Origin of the sequence: Xanthomonas theicola (assembly GCF_014236795.1) — a bacterium.
Taxonomy (GTDB): Bacteria; Pseudomonadota; Gammaproteobacteria; order Xanthomonadales; family Xanthomonadaceae; genus Xanthomonas_A; species Xanthomonas_A theicola.
The window spans coordinates 2,171,500-2,190,602 of sequence record NZ_CP049017.1 but is presented as its reverse complement, the minus strand read 5'-3'; the positions used below and the strand labels follow the sequence as shown (position 1 = coordinate 2,190,602).

The window sequence follows — 19,103 nt, the reverse complement described above, 5'->3', positions numbered from 1 at the left end:
CCCGGCCGTTTTCTTTTGCATGGGCTGACGCTAAAGTCTCCGGCCGACGACAACGCCAAGAATCCGGATATGACGATCAGCAATACGGCAGCGCGGGCGCTGCCGGCGGTGGATGCGTGGATCTACCCGCGCGGCAGCCTGGACATCCTCTCGCCCGCGGAAGTGGCGCGTCTGCGCGATGCCTCCAGCGGCGGCCTGCACGAGCTGCTGCGGCGCTGCGCACTGGCGGTGCTGACCAGCGGCAGCGCGTCCGACGACCCGCGCGCCGCGCGCGATCTGTACCCCGACTTCGACATCCAGGTCGTCCAGCGCGACCGCGGCGTGCGTATCGATCTGCGCAACGCGCCGGCGATGGCGTTCGTCGACGGCGCGCTCATCCACGGCGTGGCCGAACTGCTGTTCGCCGTGGTACGCGACCTGGCCTACATGGCCATCGAGCTGGGGCCGGATTCGGCCGCCGACCTGGAATCCAGCGCAGGCATCACCAATGCCGTGTTCGGGCAGTTGCGCAACGCTCGCATCCTGCAGCCGACCGATCCCGGGCTCGTGGTGTGCTGGGGCGGCCATTCGATCTCGCGCGACGAATATCTGTACACCAAGCAGGTCGGCTACGAGCTGGGCCTGCGCGGGCTGGACATCTGCACCGGCTGCGGCCCGGGCGCGATGAAGGGGCCGATGAAGGGCGCCACCATCGCCCACGCCAAGCAGCGCAAACACGACAACCGCTATATCGGCGTCACCGAGCCCGGCATCATCGCCGCCGAGTCGCCGAATCCGATCGTCAACCACCTGATCATCATGCCGGACATCGAGAAGCGCCTGGAGGCCTTCGTCCGCATCGGCCACGGCATCGTCGTGTTCCCCGGCGGGGTCGGCACCGCCGAGGAGATCCTGTACCTGCTCGGCATCCTGCTGCGCGAGGAGAACCGCGGCCTGCCGTTCCCGCTGATCCTCACCGGCCCGACCGTCGCCGCTCCGTACTTCGCGCAGATCGACCGCTTCCTGCGTCTGACCCTGGGCGAGGCGGCGACCTCGCGCTATGAGATCGTCGTCGGCGACCCGGTCGCGGTGGCCCGCAAGATGGCCGACGGCATCCAGCAGGTACGCGCGCATCGCAAGGAGCACAAGGACGCGTTCTACTTCAACTGGTCGGTGGACATTCCGCTGGAGTACCAGCGCCCGTTCGCGCCCACCCACGAAGCGATGGCGGCGCTCGACCTGCACCACGGACGCCCACCGCACGCGCTGGCCGCGGATCTGCGCCGCGCCTTCTCCGGCATCGTCGCCGGCAACGTCAAGGAGGATGGCATGCGCCGCATCGAGCAGTACGGCCCATTCGAGATTCATGGCGACGCGGACATGATGCAGGCCCTGGACGCCTTGCTGCGCGCATTCGTCGAGCAGCGCCGGATGAAGATCTCCGGCGAGTACCGGCCGTGCTATCGGGTCATGGCTTGAGGTCGATGCTGATCCTCGCCACGAAGGCATCGTTCTCCTGGCCGGTGGTCAGCAGGGCGCCCTGCATGCTCTCCAGGCGCGTTCGCAAAGCCGACAATCCCAGCCCGTGTCCGCGATTCAAGTGAGGAGCGGAACCGGCAAGGGACAATGGGCTGCTGACGACGATCCGCAGCTGATGGCGGACTTCGGTGATGGCGATGCCGATCTCGCCGCCATCGGGCGAACATTCGATGCCGTGGTGTACTGCATTCTCCACCAGGGGTTGCAACGAGAGGCGTAGGATCCTGGCCGGAGGCAGAGGCGACGGCAGTTCCCAACGCACGCGCAGGCGCGGTCCGAAGCGAATGGCCTCGATGTCCAGGTAGCGTTTGGCCAGATCGATTTCGTTGCCGAGGCTGACCAGGTCGGGCGTGGCCAGCGCGGCGCGGAACAGATCGGCCAGATCCATCAGCATCTGCTCGACTTGCTGCGGTTGGCGTTGCACCAGCATGACGGCGGTGTTGAGTGTATTGAACAGGAAGTGCGGTTGCACGCGTGCGGTGAGCGCGTCGATCTCCGCCTGCTTGGCGCGCTCGACCAACTGCTTGATGCGGATGTGGTTGTTCAGCGCGGCCATGCCGAGCAGGCCGATCAGCAGCGCGATGCCGGACAGTTGCAGCGAAAGCGTCAGCCATGTCGTGGTCGATAGCTGCCAATAGCCACCGAATGCGGACAGGATGACGCCGCTGATCAGCCAGGTCAGCAACTGCATCAGGCCTAGTGTGGCGGCGGTGGTCAGCAGGATGCTGCGTCCGGCCAATGCGCGGCGCAGCATCAGTAGGCTGGCCAAGGTCAGCAGCGCCACCCATTGGATGCCGAGCGACGCCAGCCCGAAGTAGACCCAGCGGTCTCCCGTCGAACCCTGGCTCGGTGTCAGCGCCAAGATGGCGGCGATGCACTCGCCTGCCATGACGATCCAGATGAGAGTGGACGGTCGTTTGAGCGCTTGCAACTGGTCGTTCGAGTAGGCGGGGTAGGGCATCGAAGGCGAAAAAAGGGAGGGGCATGCGCATCATGCCCGCAGCTGCTCCGCGCCGCACGCTCCGTCCGGCCCCCGATTCCCGCCATCCGTCGGCCGGCGCTGGCAGCGCGCCGACCGCCCGGTTAGCGTTCGTCCAAGGAAAACTGGGGAAACGGTATGTGCGTTGCTGAGCGGCGGGGCCTCGCCAGATCGAGGCTGCGCGGATTCACTTTGGTAGAACTGATGGTCACGGTGGCTGTGCTGGCGATCGTCATGGCGCTGGCGCTCCCCAGCTTCGCCACGCTCATCCGCAGCAGCCGGCTGACCAGCACCGCCAATGAACTGGTCGCCAGCTTGCAAGCGACGCGTTCGGAGGCGATCCGTTTGAACGGAGGGGTCAGCCTGTGCCGCAGCGACGATGGCAACGCCTGCGCCAGTGGCGGCAATTGGAACCGTGTGCTGACGGTGGCGCGCGACGGTACCGTGCTGCGGGTCAGTACGCTGCGCACCGGCCTGTCGGTTTCCAGCGCGGTGCTGGATGCGCTGGACGACAAGCTCACCTTCGGCGCCGATGGCATCGCCCGCGACAGCAGTGGTGCGCCGCTTACGATGGATATCACCGTTTGCATGCCGGTGACCAGCCCGTCCGACAACGTGCGCACCGTTTCCATGACGGGAGGCAGCCGGGTTTCCACCAAACCTGAGTCCAGCGGCGGAAAATGTTCGACTCAGCCCGCTCCTTGAAAAGCAGACACGCTATGAGAAAATTCCAAGACCGCAGGAAAATGGCCGGCGTCACCCTCATCGAAGTGATGATTTCCGTGCTGATACTCGGAGTCGGAATGCTGGGCGTCGCCGCGATGCAGACCACGGCGCTGCGCAACAATCAAAGCGCAATGCAGCGCAGCCAGCTGATCATGCAGACCTATACCATTCTGGACGCGATGCGCGCTAATCGCGATGTCGCGCTGGTCGGCGGCTACAACACCCCGGGCCTGATGTGCGCAGCGCCCCAGGGCGATTCCCTGGTCAATCGGGACCAGGCCGAGTGGATCAATGGCTTGAAAAAAGCGCTCGGGGATGCGGACACCGCATGCGGTTCCATCGGCTGCAAGGTTGGCGAATGCACGGTCCTCGTGCAGTGGGACGACAGCCGTGCCAAGGACTTGGCCGGAGTGGCCGGCCAGACGCAGACCATTCGAACGGTGACGCAACTGTGAAAACGCCTTCTCTGCATCAAACGCCATCGCGGCAGGCCGGCTTCAACCTGGTCGAGTTGATGATCTCGATGCTGCTCGGTCTGCTCGTGGTGGGCGCGGCGATCGGTATCTTCCTGTCCAATCGCAAAACGTATACGACGACCGAGGGTCTCAGTCGGGTCCAAGAATCGGCACGTATCGCCTTCGAAATGATGGCGCGCGACATCCGCGAGGCCGGCGGCAATTCCTGCGACTCCGGGCTGCCGGTTGTCAACGTGTTGTCCAATCCGACGGCTGACTGGTGGAGGAACTGGGCGCAGCCGTTGCGGGGATTCGACAATGGCAGTTTGGGCGGCAATTCCAAAGCCGGCACGGACGCGGTCCAGATCCTGTCGGCCGGCACTGGCGGCGCCACCGTCATCGCGCACGACGCCGCGGCCCAGACCTTGACCCTCAGCGCCGCCTCGCCCGATCTGCATGCCAATGCGGTCATGCTGCTGTGCGATCGGCAGCAGCTTGCAGTACTGCAGGCCAATGGCGTCTCCGGGACCAGCGTGACATATGCGAGCGGCGCCTTGAACGCATGCAATCGACTGGGGCGTTTGCCGGGAGCCTGTGTTGCCGGTTCCAACAACTACACTTACGAGATGAATTCGCTACTGACCGAGTTGCGCGCGGTGCAATGGTACGTGGCGGACAACGCGCGCGGTACATCGCTCTACCAGACCGTGCTCGGGCCGGGCGGCGTAGCCACCCACGAGATCGCAGAAGGCGTCTCCAATCTGAAGTTCGAGTATTTGCAGGCCAAAAAAAACACCTATGAAAAAGCCGGCACCATCTCGGATTGGTCCAACGTGGTCGCGGTCAAGATCATCATGACCGTCAATTCAGGCAGCTCCATGGGTAGCAACAACGCACCGCTGTCGCGCGATATCGCGACGATCGTGAGCATCAGGAACAGGAATTCGTGAGCATGAGCCCGTCCATCCATCGGCAATCCGGTATCTCTCTCGTCATCGTACTGCTTCTGTTGCTGGTCATGACCCTGCTGGGGCTCGCCGTATTGCGGAGCACGCTGCTGGAAGAGCGCATGTCGTCCAACATGTACGACCGCAGCCTGGCGTTCCAGGCCGCGGAGGGCGCGCTTCGCAACGCCGAGAAGGTCATCAAGGATGCGGCCGGCAAAGGCGCAACCGTGGGCTTCAACTGCTCGTCCGGTACCACGGTCTGCCCTGCAGTGCCTGCCAATACGTATACCGGCAACGTGAGCGGATGCAATCTGGGCGCGCAGGAATGCTGGATCGACTCCACCGTCGTCCAGGAGGCGCAGTCCGGTCCTGCGCAATACTACATCCAGTACCTGGGCCAGCGTACGAGCGAAGATCAACTGGGCTTGGGATCGAGCGTCAACCAGAACCAATATGGCGGCACTGGCGGCACCTCCCTCGAACATTACTACCGCGTCATCGCGCGTAGCGCCAATCCCACCACGGCCAGTGGCCGTGCGATCGTCGTCCTGCAAACCAACGTCACCGTCAAATAAGGATCTTCCATGACCAGTCGAGCACAGTATGCAGCGCGCAGGGACGCATTCCTCGCGGTGGCGGCCGGTCTGCTGATCGGGGCCATCGGCGGTGCGGGGGCGGAAGTCGACGTTTCGCAGTCCCCGTTGTACGTGGGAAGCGCAGTGCCGGGCAATCTGGCGCTGGTGCCCTCGGTCGAGTATCCCACCGTCATCAGCAAGGCAAATCTGTCGGACACGTATTCGGCGACCTCCAGGTTCGTCGGCTATTTCGATTCGAAGAAATGCTACAAGTACTACTATAGCAATAAAGAGTCGGATCGTCATTTCTATCCGGTCAGTAAACTGGGAGATGAGCCGCAGAACTATTCGTGCGCCGGGACGCCGGGATCGTGGTCCGGCAATTTCCTCAACTGGGCGGCCACGCAAACCATCGATCCATTCCGTTCGGCATTGACCGGTGGCTACCGCGTAAGTGACACCGCCACCGAGACGATTCTCGAGAAGGCAATTGCGGACCGCGACAGCACTCAGAATTTTCCGCGGCGCACAATCACCAACAGTGCGGCGCTCATCGCTGGCGCCATGCCGTCGACCTGGGGGAATCTGAATATCCGCATCGACGGACTCGGCAACAAGATGCAATTCAGCTTTAGGGATGGTCTGAACAACTCCCTCTGATCCTGCGACAATCGTACAAAGCCCAACAGGACAACGACGATGCAATTGTCTTTCGGCGACGCGGAGTACAACGGCAAGCGCAAGCAGACGCGGCGCGAAAGGTTGCTGGCCGAGATGGATCAGGTGGTGCCGTGGAAAGACCTGCTGGCGCTGATCGCGCCGCACTATCCGAAGTCGGGCCATCCGGGCCGTCAGCCGTACCCGCTGGAGACAATGCTGCGCATCCACTTTCTGCAGCAGTGGTACGCACTGAGCGACCCGGGCGCGGAAGAAGCCTTGTACGACACGGCGTCGATGCGCCGTTTCGCCAGGATCGGCGGGTTGGATGAGGTGCCGGACGAGACCACGATCCTCAACTTCCGCCGGTTGCTGGAGACGCACGATCTGGCGCGCACGCTGTTCAACCGGGTCAACGCGCACCTATCGCGCAAGGGCCAGAGCCTGCGCGGCGGCACCATCGTGGACGCCACGATCATTGCCGCGCCCAGCTCGACCAAGAACAAGAACGGCGAGCGCGACCCGGAAATGCACCAGACCAAGAAGGGCAATCAGTACTACTTCGGGATGAAAGCGCACATCGGCGTGGACGATGAGTCCGGGCTGGTGCACCACTTGGAATGCACGGCGGCCAACGCCGCAGATATCACCCAGGCGCACAAGCTGCTGCACGGCAAGGAAGACACGGTATGCGGCGACAGCGGCTACACCGGGCTGGCCAAGCGCGAGGAGATGGCGAGCAAGCGCAAGCTGCGCTATCTGATCGCGGAGAAGCCCTCGAAGCTGAAGCAGATCAAGAGCAAGCGCGAATTGAAGTGGGCACAGCGCTGGGAGCACGCCAAGGCCAGCCTGAGGGCGAAGGTGGAGCATCCGTTCCGGGTGATCAAGCGCCAGTTTGGCTACGTCAAGGTGCGCTATCGCGGCCTGGCGAAGAACACGGCGCAAGTGCTGACGCTGTTTGCGCTGTCGAACCTGTGGCTGAAGCGAAAGCAGTTGCTGCCTGTCGTGGGGAGGGTGTGCCTGTAATCCGGGAAATACCCCGGAAATGCGCCGGAAACGGCGAAAAACCGAGGGTCTGAGCGCCGTGGGCGTGGTCGATATGGCTTGCCTCATCCTCCGACCGCGTTGATCAGACTATCCTTAGCACTCCCGCGGATTGGGACGCTGTCAAGAATAATGCGGTGGCCTACGATCCTGCGGTTCATCGCCTGAACAACAGCTACCTCAATCCGAACGGGACCACGTGTACTACCTTCGGCAACAGGGGGTGTGTCCGCGATACCACCCTTACCTTCGAAGTCTCGGTCCGCGTCAAGGTGTGCGTTGTCGGCTTTTTGGAGGACAACTGTGTCGCCTATTCGAGCACCAATTATAAACCGGAGGGCCTGATCCAGGAATACTCGACGCGCATGCGCTACAGCATCTTCGGATACAAGAACGTCGATATACAGCAGGGCCCGGGCTCCGATTCAGGTATTCTGCGTGCCAGGCAGAAGTTCGTCGGTCCCTTCAGTCACAATCCGGATCAGGGCAAGCTTGCCAATGCGGCGCGCGAATGGGATCCGCAGACCGGCGTCATTTACCAAAATCCCGATCCTGCCGATGCCGATGCCACAACGTTGGCGGTCGGCAGCAGCAATTCGATCAAAAACAGCGGCGTCATCAATTACCTCAACAAGTTCGGCCAGCTCGGCACGGGCAAGAACGTCAAGACATTCGACGACGTGAGTGAGCTCTATTACGCTGCCGTCCGCTATTTCAAACATCAGGGCAACATCGCCTCTTATTCTTCCCTCAGTGGGGATTCGCTCAGCAAGTACCAGCAGGCCGACGGCTTTCCTGTCATCACCGACTGGAACGATCCGATCGCCTATCGGTGCCAGGTCAACGTCATCCTCGGCATCGGCGATACCAACACCCACTTCGACAAGAACCTGCCTGGCAATACCCGCAACTTGGGCGGAGAACCGGTACAGCCCGCGGAGGTGAGCGCCGACAAGACGGTGAATGTCATCAGCAGAATGACACAGATCTGGCGCAAGGAAGGATTGAACGAGGCCGATGCCGCAGCTAGGGCGTCTGTTGATTCATTCAACGGCAACGGCAATTCGGCCTATATCGCCGCGCTTGCCTACGATGCGCATACCCAGGACCTGCGTCCCGATACCGCAAGCGACGGCTTGCCCGGCAAGCAGACGCTGTCCACCCATTGGGTCGACGTGGTGGAATATGGCGACTACAAGTCGCCAAGCACCAACCAGTACTGGCTTGCTGCCAAATACGGCGGTTTCCGGGCGCCGGAGGGTTACAATGCTGATACCAATCTCGACCCTCTGTCGGATCCCGCATGGTGGGATGGCAAGTCCTATGTCAACAACGATACCTCGTACAAGCAGCCGGATAATTACTATGTCGCCGCCGACGCGGAAAAGATGGTGACCAGCTTGCGCAGGGCATTCGAGCGCATCCTGGATGATAAGAAGGGTTCAGCCTCCTCGCTGGCCAGCAACACCACCACGCTCCAGTCCGGTGCCCGAACCTATCAGGCGATATTCTACAGCGGCACCTGGCGCGGCGATCTGATCGCCTACGATGTCGACCCGAAGACGGGGGTGGCCACCTCGGCATGGAGCGCCAGCGACAAGATTCCGGCATGGAATACTCGCGTCATCAAATTCGCCGGCAGCGCTACCGCGCTCAAGGACTTTGCGTATGGCAATTTGAACGGCACTCCTTTGTCCTCCGCCAGCCAGCAACAGATCGACTACCTGCGCGGCGATCGATCGAATGAAGCAGTCAATAATGAAGTGGCCGGTAAAGGCAAGCTGCGCGCACGAACAGGCGTATTGGGCGACATCGTTAATTCGCAGCCGGTTTATGTGGGTGTGCCGAGTACACGCCTCTACTCCACCGCCACGTTCACAGGCGCGAAAGCTTATGCGTCGTTCGCTGCCGCCAATGCGACGCGTGCGCCGATGCTGTACGTCGGTGCCAACGACGGCATGCTGCATGGCTTCGACGCCATATCCGGCGCAGAGAAGTTTGCTTTCGTGCCTAGGGCGGCGATGACCGGTCTTCTGGATTACACCAACCCCGATTACGACCACCGCTACTACGTCGATGGAGAACTCACCGTGTCCGACGTCTACGATGCGGCCACGGCGAGCTGGCGTTCGGTTCTGGTCGGTACCATGGGACGCGGCGGCAAAGGCATGTTCGCCTTGGATGTCACCAACCCGGGCAACATCTCCCTATTGTGGGACAAGACCTCTACGGACCTTGGCGCCCTCGGCAACAACCTCGGCAAGCCGATCATCGGGCAACTCGGCAATGGCCAGTGGTACGTGATGGTGGGCAACGGTCCCAACAGCAGCGGGGATTCGGCCGATCTCGTGCTGGTCAATCTCCTGACCGGCGTCTCTAGCAGCATTGCGACCGGCGCGACGGGCGACAATGGTCTATCTTCGGTACTTGCCTGGTCCTCCAACAACGACTACATCGTCGATCGAATCTATGCCGGTGATTTGCGCGGAAACTTGTGGCGTTTCGACATGACTGGCGCGACGGGCAAGGCCACGCGGTTGTTCGCCGCGCAGTTCGGGGCGAAAGCCCAGCCGATCACTGCCGCCCCTGCCGCGGCCAAGGATCCGTCGACGGGCTTGACCTGGCTGTTTTTTGGCACCGGTAAGTATCTGTCCGATGGGGATATCTCCAACAAGGACGTACAGACCTGGTATGGTTTGATCGACCGTGGCCGCAGCATCGCTTCGGACCGCTCTTCGCTGAACAAGGTCGATATTGTGGAGCAGGGCGTCGTGAACGGGCGTACCGTGCGCGTGATCGAGGACCAGCCTAGCCCTGGCGCCGATGGATGGTACATGGACTTGGTGCCTCCCCCAGGAACCGCACAAGGAGAGCGCATGGTCGTGTCCAACTTCTTCCAGGGAACCGCGTTGATCGGCACGACGCGGATACCGGATTCGGGCGATGTCTGCAAACCTGGCGGCAACGGTTTCGTGATGGCCATCAATCCATTCACGGGTGGGCGCATGCCGCAATCGTTCTTCGACCTGGACGGCAGCGGTGGCTCGAGTACCGGCGATACCTTGCAAGGCAAGACCGTCTCGGGCATTGCACTGGACAGCAGCCCCAATAACCCTATCTTCATCGGCAACCAGATGCAGACCGGCATGGATAACGCCGGTACCGTCGGCATCGGCACCAATAGCAGCGCGCTCAACATGAAGCGCGTGTCCTGGCGTGAACTCCTGAGGAATGATTGATGCGTCCCCTTCTCGGCTCTCCCTCTCGGCAGCATGGCTTCACCCTCATCGAAATCATGATCGTGGTGCTGATCGTGGGTGTCCTGGCAGCGATTGCCTTCGCCAGTTACGAATCCTACGTCGTGAAGTCCAGGCGCGCCGCTGCGGCTGTCTGCCTGCAGCAGGGAGCACAGTTGATGGAGCGCTACTACACCACCGCCAAGATGAGCTATGTCGGTGCAACGGAGCCCACATGCGACCCGACGTTATCGCAGTTCTACAAGATCGGATTCAATGATGTGCCGCCGACCCAGAACGCTTTCAGGCTCAGCGCCATCCCTCTGGGGCGGCAGAAGGTGAAGGACACCAAATGCGGCACCCTGGGCCTGGATCAAAAAGGCGCGCGGACGACATCGACGGGGGCACTGGAGACCGAATGCTGGTGAGATCGAGCAAGGAGCTCGCGCCGATTACTACTGGTGGAGCAATCCCGTGTGCTTGCTCTTGCCATGGATCGGGGGCTTCTATATAATTCGCCTCCCCGCCCGAATAGCTCAGCCGGTTAGAGCACTTGACTGTTAATCAGGGGGTCGTTGGTTCGAGTCCAACTTCGGGCGCCATGCACTGCAAGGGGGCCGCGAACGATCGCGGCCCTTTGCTTTTGTCTGCTATTCGGGGGCTTGTCCACTATCTGACTGCTGTACCGTCTTGGGCTTGCGGCGATAGTGCCGCCGCGTGACGGCCGGATTGGAGTGGGTGAGCAGGTCCTGCGCTTCGCTTTCGCTGGTCGCGTCCGATCCAGCCTTAGCGCGGAAGTCATGCAGGCGCACGTCCCTGAGACCGGCCTTCTCGCGGGTCACGCGCCACAAGGCGCGGACCCCGCTGGTGGTGTAGGGGCCGACGCCGCGACGCGGGCTGGGGCCGCGTGGGTGGCTCTCGAACAGCCACTCGCGACCGAACCGGCACCACAGCCTCTTCGCCTCCTCCACGACCTCCCGTAGCTCATCGGTCCACCCCACGATCGTGACACGGGCCCGCTTTCCGGCCTTGCTTGGTCGGTAGCGGATGCCTTCGTCGGAAATGTCCGGCAGGGCTGTAGACCGTCGACCGAGCCATCTCCAGCACCCGGCAGATCGGCTCGACTGCGTCGGCGGCGCGATGCGCCGCAACCAACCCCGTCATGGCGTGAAGCGGCGGTCCAGCTCCGCCTGGGCGAAGGACGCCGAGGCCTTGCGCAGAATCTCCTTGGCCTGGCGCCGCTCCCGATTCTCCCGCTCCAGCGCCTTCATCCGCGCTCGCTCCTCCGTCGTCAGGCCTGGGCGCAACCCTTGGTCGCGCTCGGCCCGGCGCACCCACCAGCGCAACGTCTCGGCCGCGCACCCGATCTTCCCGGCAATCGACGCGAGCGCCGCCCACGGCGAACTGTGCTCGCCTCGATGCTCCAGCACCATCCCAACTGCCCGCTCCCGCACGTCCGGGCAATACGTCACTGGCTGCTTGCTCATGACGCCATCCTCTCAACAGTTGGAGCCTCCTGGAATCCAGGGGCGGTTCAGTACTGCTTGAGTTTGGCAAAGAAGTTCTCGATCAAGTGTCGATCCCTGTACAGCACCCGGTCGTAGTCACGTTGCACGTTGCGTGTTGGGTGGGAGGGGATGACGATCTGGGTCCCCTGTCGCTGCATCGGCTCGATGACGCGCGCGCTGGCGTCGTAGGCTCGGTCAGCGAGCAAGGCGCCCACCGACAAGGGCGGCAACAAGGCATCTGCACCTTCCAGATCCGACGCCTGGCCTGCGGTCAGATGAAACGCCAGCGGATTGCCCAGTGCATCGACCACCGCGTGGATCTTGCTGCTCAGTCCGCCGCGGCTGCGTCCGATGGCTTGCCGCTCCCCCTTATTGCCCCGGCGCTGTGCTGATGCGCCCGGACGATGGTGCTGTCGATCATTGCGTACTCGTTGTCCGCGTCTTTCGACAAGGCCTGGAACACCTGGTGCCAGACGCCGGACCGGCTCCAGCGGCTATGTCGCAGGTGGATCACGCGAAAATCGCCGAAGCGCTCAGGCAGATCGCGCCAGGGGATGCCGGCTCGGTAGCGGTACAGCACGGCTTCGACGAACAGCCGGTTGTCTTTGGCAGTCACGCCGACATGGCCGGCTCGGCCGGGAAGCAGATCGCGGATGCGATCCCACTGATCGTCTCGCAGGGCGTAGCGACGTGCCATTGCAGGGCCGGAGAGTAAAGGGGCGACAAGCATCCACTATTCTAGCAATTGATGACAGATCCTAGTGCGGGATGGACACCGCCGCCTTGCGCTTGTCGACCACGATGGTCTCGATGTACTCGCCGTTTTCGCCGTAGATGACCACGATGCGGGTCGTGGCATCGTCGTACACGACCTGTGCGCTGCAGGGACACTTGGCCGCCGCGGTGACCATCCCCATGGGTTGCTGCTTTTCGTCGCTGACGACTGCCATAGTCGTCTCGGCAGCGCGACCGATCGGCAGGGTGGTCTGCACACCAGGTGTGACGATGGTGACAGACAGTACCTCGTCCTTCAGCGAGTTGATCTGCACGTAGTCCAGGCCGTCCTTGCTGAACTTGTAGACCTTGAACTTAGACGACAGGCTGGTGTTTTTTACGCCGGCGGGCACGCTCTCGCCCAGGCCGGGGATCACGTCAGCAGGATTCAACTTGTTGACGGCGACAGCGGCGCCAGTTGTGAGGGCCAGCAGGACGGCCGGGACAAGCAACTTCAAAATCCGCATAGGTAACACTCCTTGTTTGGTCGCATGCAGAAGCTAGACCTGGGCCTGCTGTCATACAATACGTCGGTGGCCTGTAAACGGCATCTGTCTACCATTTCAACCAAGCTGCGCCGCTACGTGTCAGCAAGCCGGCCCGGCGCTGCTCAGGCGCCACGCGGGTTGAGCGGCCGCCTTGGCCCCGCGTCCGGCGATGCCAGCGTGCCGCGGCGGCGCCGAAGTAGCACCCCGGCAACTGCAGCCGCCAACACAGGCCACCTACGAGCCGCCCCACGGGGCGGCTTTTCGTGGTCGCCTGCTGGGCGGTCGGACCGAGCGCGCCCGGCAGGCGCGAGCAGGCTGCGATGGGCGACGGCCACCGCCCAGGGCCTAGGCCCCGGACCACGGTCGGCATGCGTCAGCTCTTGGCGTGCGTAGTCGTCGCCCGCCACGCCTGCGGTCTTCATGCGCCTGTTTTTCTGCACCCTGCGCCCCTCGAGCGGGCGCGCCGCTGCTGGCGTTCAGGGCGGTTCCAGTGGGTTGACGGCCCCTGCGGATCCCTGCGCGGGTGGCCCCCTTCCAGCGCCTCCTACGGGGCCATGGCGGCCGCCGGCCTGACAGCCAGATTTTCAGATGACCATCGGAAAGAGGCAACCAGGTAATTCCGGGGGCGGATGCCGCATCAAGTCGTTGATTTTAGAGCCTGTTGACACATCCGAAGCCCATCAACGACCAGGACGAAGCTGAGGAATCGGAGGAACATGACATCCAGCTTCTCGAAGCGTGAAAAAATCCAGCGGTCGTCTTTCAAGTGACGCAACAGCCCCTCCACTTCGTTGCGCCGCTTGTACATTTCCCGGTTGTACTCCAAAGGATCGACCCGATTGGACTTCGGCCAGACCACCGGCACGAAGCCAAGATCAAGCGCCAACTGGCGGGTTTCATTGCCTTCGTAAGCACGGTCCAACAGTACATGGATCGGCCGCTCCACTGGCCCCAGGTGTTCAAGCAATGTGCGGCCTGCCGGTGCCTCATGCGCGTTAGCGGGCGTCAATCCGAACGTGATGGCTGTTTGAGCATCTGCGGCAACCATATGAATCTTGGCGTTCCATCCACCGCGCGACTTGCCAATGGACTGCGGGCCGTTTTTTTAATGTACCAGTGCCATCGGGATGCATCTTGATGCTGGTGGAGTCCAGCGAGACCGCTTCGATTTATTAGTGTTAACAGGTCCTAAACCAACCTGAGAGTTCCCCCGGCTCTGCCGGGGAGGCAGTAGAAGTTTGACGTATCCGGGAGTCCATCCCGGAGACTCCGCAACGTGAGCGGCCAAGCACACGAGACGGAGAAACCGAGATGGATTGGACCGGCCAGCCTTTCGTAGACATCCGGACGGCATAATTGATGGCAATGACCGAGGTGTTTATGGGCAACAGCAAGCAGTACACGGATGAGTTCCGGGCCGAGGCGGTGAAGCAGGTGATCGAACGCGGCTTCACGGTGGTGGATGTGGCCTCCCGAATCGGGATTCCCAAGCACACGCTATACGGGTGGGTGCAGGCCGCCAGGAAGATGGCGCCGGCAGCCGGCGCTGCAGCGGCGTCGACCGACTCAGCGGAGATTCGCCGGCTCAAGGCCGAACTGAGGCGGGTAACCGAGGAGCGCGACATCCTAAAAAAAGCCGCCGCGTACTTTGCCAAGGGGTAAGGGCGAAGTACGCGTTCATGCGTGCGCACGTCCGGGAGTTTCGTCTGGCGACGATGTGCCGGATGCTGGGCGTGCATCGCAGTGGTTACTAGGCCTGGCTGCGCAACGGCACCAGCGTCCGCGAACGCGAGGACCAGCGCTTGCTGGGCCTGATCAAGCACCACTGGCTGGCCAGCGGCGCGGTGTACGGCTATCGCAAGCTCACCCTGGATCTGCGTGAGGCCGGCGAGCGTTGCAGCCGTCACCGGGTGCGGCGCTTGATGAAGGCCGAAGGCTTGCGAGCGCAGGTTGGCTACGGCAGCAAGCCGCGTTAGCGGGGAGGTCCGGTCGGCGTGGTGGCGAATGTGCTCAACCGGGACTTCATTCCGCAGGCCCCGAACAAGGTCTGGGTCACGGACATCACCTATATCCGCACCTACGAGGGCTGGCTGTTCTTGGCAGCGGTAATGGAGCTGTATTGGCGCCAGATCGTGGGTTGGGCAACCGCTTCGACAATGACCAGCGATCTGGTGCTGCAGGCACTGGTGGCAGCGGCGTGGCGGCGCAAGCCCGGTCCTGGCGTGATGGTGCACTCCGACCAGGGCTGCCAGTTCACCAGCAGCGATTGGCAGTCGTTCCTGAAGGCGCACCGGATGGTGCCGAGCATGAGCCGACGCGGGAACTGCCATGACAACGCCGTGGCCGAGAGCTTCTTCAGCGTCTTGAAGAAGGAACGTATCAAGCGTCGGATCTACCCGACACGCGCCATGGCGGCATCGGACGTGTTCGACTATATCGAGATGTTCTACAACCCGATCCGCCGGCATGGTTCCGCTGGCGGCGTGTCACCGGTAGAGTTTGAAAGGCGCTACGCGCAGAGCGGCGACTGAGTGTCTACGGAAATCTGGCCGGTCCAGTGGGCTATATCAAGGGCAAGAGCGCCATCCACCTAGCGCGGGTGCATGGGGAGCGGAAGCGGAACTTTGTAGGGCAGAGCTTCTGGGCGCGAGGTTACTTCGTTACGAGGGTAGGTCGGGATGAAGGGTTGATCGGGGCATACATCCAGAACCAAGAGGCGGAAGATCGGCGCTTGGACCAATTGCAGTTGCTGAGGTAGTCGGCCACCTTCAGGTGGCCCTAACAAGGGAGGCGCGTAGCGCTCCCGCAGCCGCTTTGAGCGGCTCACATCTCTAAAGCCCCCGGCTTTGCCGGGGGATATTTACTAAAAAACAAGGTTACCCGCCGGGGTAATCTGAGGTAATCTGCCAAGTTGTAAAAAGTAATGTAATTGATTTAAAAGGACTCTTTTATCGGCATCGGTCAGGCAACTGGGACAAGTTTGCTCCGGCTCGTGACGGCGATGGGCATCGGTGTTAGCCGTAGCGAGGTGGTCCCGGCTCGGCCTGCCTGACCACTACCGCCTCGGCGCTGGGAACATGCCGAACCCCCAGCGTGCGCAGGCTGGCCATCCCCGTGTTCTCATGCGCGTCACTGCCGGTAAGGCGCTTGAACTGCCGACCAATCTCCTCCAGCGTCGCCGTCGGATCCGAGGGTTCTGCTCCCAACTGAGGATGAGGCGCACGGCCGGCCGGGCTTAGGTTATGGTCGTCGGGACCGCCAATGGAGCCGGCCTCGACCAACGGGATCTGTATGGTCCAGTTGGTTGCCTGGGTGGGATATCCAGTCGGACACCGGGGAGGTGAACGGCGACGAGCGGGGCGTCGGTTGGCTGGTATTGGAATTGACGCCGGCACCCGCCGGATTTGCGGATCGGCCCCCATTCGCACCGGCTCAATAGCCGAGCTTGGCCTTCAGCATCGCGATCAGCTTGACCGGCGCATCGCCGGTGGCCGGCAGGCCGCGTGGATCGACCGTCGACACGTATACCCCAGCATCCACCGCGACCACGCGGACCAGGAAGTTGCTGCCTGCATAGGCCACGTCGTAGGAGCCGAGCACCTGCGCGCGGCTGGCGATGGTGACGCCTTCGATGGCGCCGAGCGCGTCGCCGACCTGGCCGAACACATGGTCGCGCGCGCCCGGCACCACGAAGCCGCTGTTCGACGCCACCGGTGCCTGGCCCGGGGCGGCGGCAGCGGGGCGCTGCGTGGCCGAGGCCAGCGCCGGCACCTTCATCGCCCCCGAGGTATCCGGCGCGGTCAGGTCCGGGGGCACCTCCAACGGACGCATCTCGGGCGCCAACGCGTAATCGCCGCGCGGCTTGCCCTTGTGGAACCAGCTGCAACCGCTGGTGGCCGCGACCATGGTGGTCGCCAGGACGGCGGCCGACAGCACGCGGGCGTATGGAAGGGAAGCACGCATCGATGAATCTCCTGGGGTCAGGCCGCGAGCGTTTCGCGGCTGGATAGTTCTTCCAACGCGGCTGCGTCGGCGGCGAGACGGTCGGCGCTGGCCTGGTGCGCCGCGGACAGCGGCAGCAGCGGCAACCGCAGGCCCTGGCCGATGCCGGCGCGCTGCAGCAGCGCCTTGACCGGGATCGGGTTGGATTCGACGCCGCAGAACGCGTGGAACGGCTGCAGGCGCATGTCCCAGACCTGCGCCTGCTCGGTCCGGCGCGCGCGCGCCAAATCGCACAGGCGCCGGTAGGCCGCCGGTAAGGCATTGGAGGCAACCGAGATCAACCCGTCGAACCCGCTCAGCATGGCCTGCGCGGCGCTGCCGTCGTCGCCGCTGAGCACGGCGAAGCGGTCGCTGCGCAGCGCCAGCAGCGCGGCGATGCGCAGCGGATCGCTAATGGCTTCCTTGATCCCGACGATGTTGGGATGCTGCGCCAGCTGCGCCACTGTGTCCGGCAGCAGGTCGCAGCCGGTGCGGCCGGGCACGTTGTACAACACCACCGGCAGGCCGCCATGCTCGGCCACTTGCAGGTAGTGCGCGAGCAGGCCGGCCTGGGTCGGGCGCACGTACGGCGGCGTCACCACCAGCGCGTAATGCGCCCCGTTGGCGGCGGCGCGGCGGGTCAACGCGACTGTCTTGGCGGTGCCGGACAGGCCGCTGCCGGCCAGCAGCGGCACGCGTCCGCCGATGGTCTGCGCCGCGTCGCGCAGCAGCAGATCGTATTCGGCGTCCTGCAGCGTGGCCGCCTCTCCAGTCGATCCCGCCACCACCACCCCCTGCACGCCGCCGGCCAGCTGCCGTTCGAGCAGTCGCTGCCAGGCGTCGAGGTCGGGGTCGCCATTGCCCTGGAAGGGCGTGGCCAGGGCGGTGATGATGCCGGAGAGGGACAAGATGCCGGATGCTCGCTGGTGAATAGAGGGTGCCGCGTGCGGCCCGCACGGACGGGTTGGTCCCGCATGTTACTTGCGGCCCGAAAGCGCGGGCAAGTATGCTGCACACTGCACCGAGCGACCGCCCGGACGCCGTTCAGCCTTACGCAATGCCGGAAGCCCCTTTGACAGACAATACGCCCCGGCCCGCGCCGACCGAAAACCATCTCCTGATCAACGCCTATACGACGCATCCGGAGTCGCCGTTGCTGCCGGTGACGCGTCGCATCGCCGACAGCGGCTGCAACCTGGTCGACGCACGCCTGACTACGGTCGGCCGTGACGTGTCGGTGACCGCGCTGGCGACCGGCTCGTGGGACTCGGTCGCCAAGCTCGAGGCCATGCTGACCCGGCTCGACCGCGAGGAAGGCATCAAGCTGGTGTGGTATCGCACCGGCGCCAAGCAGGCGCAATCGAACCTGCTGCCCTACATCGTGGAGGTCATCGCCGCCGACAAGCCGGGCATCCTGTTCCAGTTGGCGGATTTCTTCGACCGCCAGGGCATCACCATCGAGAACCTGCAGAGCACGCGCTACCGGGCGATGCAGACCGGCGCGGAGATGTTCTCGGCGCAGGTGACGATCGGGGTGCCGGCGAATATGCACATCGCCGCGCTGCGCGACGATTTCCTCGAGTTCTGCGACCACCTGAACCTGGACGCGATCATGGACCCGATGAAGTTCTGAAGCCACGCTGGACATCGACGCATTCGAACGCAGATGATGGCGATGCAAGCGGAGGACAGGCAATGAAGGACGGCGACACCCTGGACCGCACCACGCTGGCATTGCCGCTGGCGTTGTCCGGCGGCGCCAGCGCCACGCTTGGCGATTACGCCGGCCGCTGGCTGGTGCTGTATTTCTATCCGAAGGACGGCACGCCCGGCTGTACCACCGAGGGCATCGACTTCAACATGCTGCTGCCGCAGTTCGAGCAGGCCAACGCCGCCGTGCTCGGCGTCTCGCGCGATTCGCTGAAGTCGCACGACAACTTCTGCGCCAAGCAGGGCTTCCGCTTCCCGCTGGTCAGCGATGCCGACGAGGCCCTGTGCCGCGCGTTCGACGTGATCAAGGAAAAGAACATGTACGGCCGCCAGGCGCTCGGCATCGAGCGCAGCACCTTCCTGATCGCGCCCTCGGGCCGGCTGCTGCGCAGCTGGCGCAAGGTCAAGGTTCCCGGCCACGCCCAGGCCGTGTTCGACGCGCTGCAGGCCGCCGCCCGGCAGTGATCATTCGCGCTTCACGCACGCCTCATCACCCTGCCCCGCG

Annotated in this window: 15 protein-coding genes, 1 tRNA gene, 6 pseudogenes and 1 other annotated feature; of the genes and pseudogenes, 14 read left to right on the top strand and 8 right to left on the bottom strand. The window is 63.3% G+C overall.

From position 1 onward, the window contains the following. Nucleotides 1-69: 69 nt before the first annotated feature. Entirely contained in the window at nucleotides 70-1,458 is a 1,389-nt protein-coding gene (ppnN, locus tag G4Q83_RS10110) for a nucleotide 5'-monophosphate nucleosidase PpnN (protein WP_128420823.1), read from the top strand. On the opposite strand, the gene G4Q83_RS10105 is transcribed toward ppnN, so the two are convergent. Beyond that, nucleotides 1,448-2,479, bottom strand: a complete 1,032-nt coding sequence (locus G4Q83_RS10105) for a sensor histidine kinase (RefSeq protein WP_128420822.1) — start codon at nucleotides 2,477-2,479, stop codon at nucleotides 1,448-1,450. The two genes, ppnN and G4Q83_RS10105, sit on opposite strands and share 11 nt — an antisense overlap. Before the next feature lie 222 nt (nucleotides 2,480-2,701). On the opposite strand from G4Q83_RS10105, the gene G4Q83_RS10100 reads away from it, so the two are divergent. The 9 genes and pseudogenes from G4Q83_RS10100 to G4Q83_RS10060 all read left to right on the top strand — a co-directional run bounded on the left by G4Q83_RS10100 (nucleotide 2,702) and on the right by G4Q83_RS10060 (nucleotide 10,739). Beyond that, nucleotides 2,702-3,202 carry a GspH/FimT family pseudopilin gene (locus G4Q83_RS10100; protein ID WP_246432379.1) on the top strand — a complete coding sequence of 167 codons (501 nt, stop codon included), beginning with the start codon at nucleotides 2,702-2,704 and terminating at the stop codon, nucleotides 3,200-3,202. A 14-nt stretch (nucleotides 3,203-3,216) separates the two neighbouring features. Then, nucleotides 3,217-3,678 (top strand): type IV pilus modification protein PilV, encoded by a 462-nt coding sequence (gene pilV / locus G4Q83_RS10095; protein ID WP_128420820.1) that lies wholly within the window; start codon nucleotides 3,217-3,219, stop codon nucleotides 3,676-3,678. Next, nucleotides 3,675-4,628 carry a PilW family protein gene (locus tag G4Q83_RS10090; protein ID WP_484621042.1) on the top strand — a complete coding sequence of 318 codons (954 nt, stop codon included), beginning with the start codon at nucleotides 3,675-3,677 and terminating at the stop codon, nucleotides 4,626-4,628. The genes pilV and G4Q83_RS10090 overlap by 4 nt, the downstream gene beginning before the upstream one ends. Nucleotides 4,629-4,630: 2 nt before the next feature. After that, nucleotides 4,631-5,200: a pilus assembly PilX family protein gene (locus G4Q83_RS10085; RefSeq protein ID WP_128420819.1), complete on the top strand. Its 570-nt coding sequence runs from the start codon at nucleotides 4,631-4,633 to the stop codon at nucleotides 5,198-5,200. 9 nt (nucleotides 5,201-5,209) lie between these two features. Continuing rightward, nucleotides 5,210-5,830, top strand: a pseudogene (locus G4Q83_RS10080) (hypothetical protein); the annotation flags it as partial. A gap of 69 nt (nucleotides 5,831-5,899) precedes the next feature. Beyond that, complete coding sequence (locus tag G4Q83_RS10075; RefSeq protein ID WP_185817191.1) at nucleotides 5,900-6,883, top strand: IS5 family transposase; 984 nt, start codon at nucleotides 5,900-5,902, stop codon at nucleotides 6,881-6,883. 155 nt (nucleotides 6,884-7,038) lie between these two features. Continuing rightward, complete coding sequence (locus tag G4Q83_RS10070; protein WP_246432343.1) at nucleotides 7,039-10,140, top strand: pilus assembly protein; 3,102 nt, start codon at nucleotides 7,039-7,041, stop codon at nucleotides 10,138-10,140. Next, nucleotides 10,140-10,565, top strand: a complete 426-nt coding sequence (locus G4Q83_RS10065; RefSeq protein ID WP_128421869.1) for a type IV pilin protein — start codon at nucleotides 10,140-10,142, stop codon at nucleotides 10,563-10,565. The genes G4Q83_RS10070 and G4Q83_RS10065 overlap by 1 nt, the downstream gene beginning before the upstream one ends. 97 nt (nucleotides 10,566-10,662) lie before the next feature. Beyond that, a tRNA-Asn gene (locus G4Q83_RS10060) sits at nucleotides 10,663-10,739 on the top strand. A gap of 48 nt (nucleotides 10,740-10,787) precedes the next feature. On the opposite strand, the gene G4Q83_RS10055 is transcribed toward G4Q83_RS10060, so the two are convergent. From G4Q83_RS10055 to G4Q83_RS10035, 5 genes and pseudogenes are all read right to left on the bottom strand, one after another. After that, complete coding sequence (locus G4Q83_RS10055) at nucleotides 10,788-11,138, bottom strand: site-specific integrase (RefSeq protein ID WP_185817393.1); 351 nt, start codon at nucleotides 11,136-11,138, stop codon at nucleotides 10,788-10,790. Between the two features lie 16 nt (nucleotides 11,139-11,154). Continuing rightward, nucleotides 11,155-11,624, bottom strand: a pseudogene (locus G4Q83_RS10050) (IS3 family transposase); the annotation flags it as partial. Further along, nucleotides 11,228-11,343, bottom strand: a sequence feature (AL1L pseudoknot). Its footprint overlaps the pseudogene before it by 116 nt. Nucleotides 11,625-11,671: 47 nt before the next feature. Next, nucleotides 11,672-12,342 (bottom strand): annotated as a pseudogene (locus tag G4Q83_RS10045) (IS5 family transposase). Nucleotides 12,343-12,403: 61 nt separating this feature from the next. Further along, a complete protein-coding gene (locus tag G4Q83_RS10040) occupies nucleotides 12,404-12,886 on the bottom strand; it encodes a hypothetical protein (protein WP_246432342.1) in 483 nt (160 codons plus the stop codon). A gap of 658 nt (nucleotides 12,887-13,544) precedes the next feature. Next, nucleotides 13,545-14,076 (bottom strand): annotated as a pseudogene (locus G4Q83_RS10035) (IS5 family transposase); the annotation flags it as partial. Nucleotides 14,077-14,287: 211 nt separating this feature from the next. On the opposite strand from G4Q83_RS10035, the pseudogene G4Q83_RS10030 reads away from it, so the two are divergent. Together G4Q83_RS10030 and G4Q83_RS10025 are read left to right on the top strand one after the other, a co-directional pair. Beyond that, nucleotides 14,288-15,438, top strand: a pseudogene (locus tag G4Q83_RS10030) (IS3 family transposase). A gap of 26 nt (nucleotides 15,439-15,464) precedes the next feature. Further along, a pseudogene (locus G4Q83_RS10025) lies at nucleotides 15,465-15,665 on the top strand (transposase); the annotation flags it as partial. Between the two features lie 674 nt (nucleotides 15,666-16,339). Here the strand turns inward: G4Q83_RS10025 and G4Q83_RS10020 are convergent. Then, nucleotides 16,340-16,870 (bottom strand): hypothetical protein, encoded by a 531-nt coding sequence (locus G4Q83_RS10020; RefSeq protein WP_128418662.1) that lies wholly within the window; start codon nucleotides 16,868-16,870, stop codon nucleotides 16,340-16,342. A gap of 17 nt (nucleotides 16,871-16,887) precedes the next feature. Further along, nucleotides 16,888-17,796 (bottom strand): 4-hydroxy-tetrahydrodipicolinate synthase, encoded by a 909-nt coding sequence (gene dapA, locus G4Q83_RS10015; RefSeq protein ID WP_128418663.1) that lies wholly within the window; start codon nucleotides 17,794-17,796, stop codon nucleotides 16,888-16,890. 149 nt (nucleotides 17,797-17,945) lie between these two features. On the opposite strand from dapA, the gene G4Q83_RS10010 reads away from it, so the two are divergent. Continuing rightward, nucleotides 17,946-18,521: a glycine cleavage system transcriptional repressor gene (locus G4Q83_RS10010; RefSeq protein ID WP_128418731.1), complete on the top strand. Its 576-nt coding sequence runs from the start codon at nucleotides 17,946-17,948 to the stop codon at nucleotides 18,519-18,521. A gap of 62 nt (nucleotides 18,522-18,583) precedes the next feature. Continuing rightward, the gene (locus tag G4Q83_RS10005) at nucleotides 18,584-19,063 is read left to right on the top strand and encodes a peroxiredoxin (protein ID WP_128418664.1); all 480 of its coding nucleotides are present in this window, start codon (nucleotides 18,584-18,586) and stop codon (nucleotides 19,061-19,063) included. Nucleotides 19,064-19,103 lie beyond the last annotated feature (40 nt).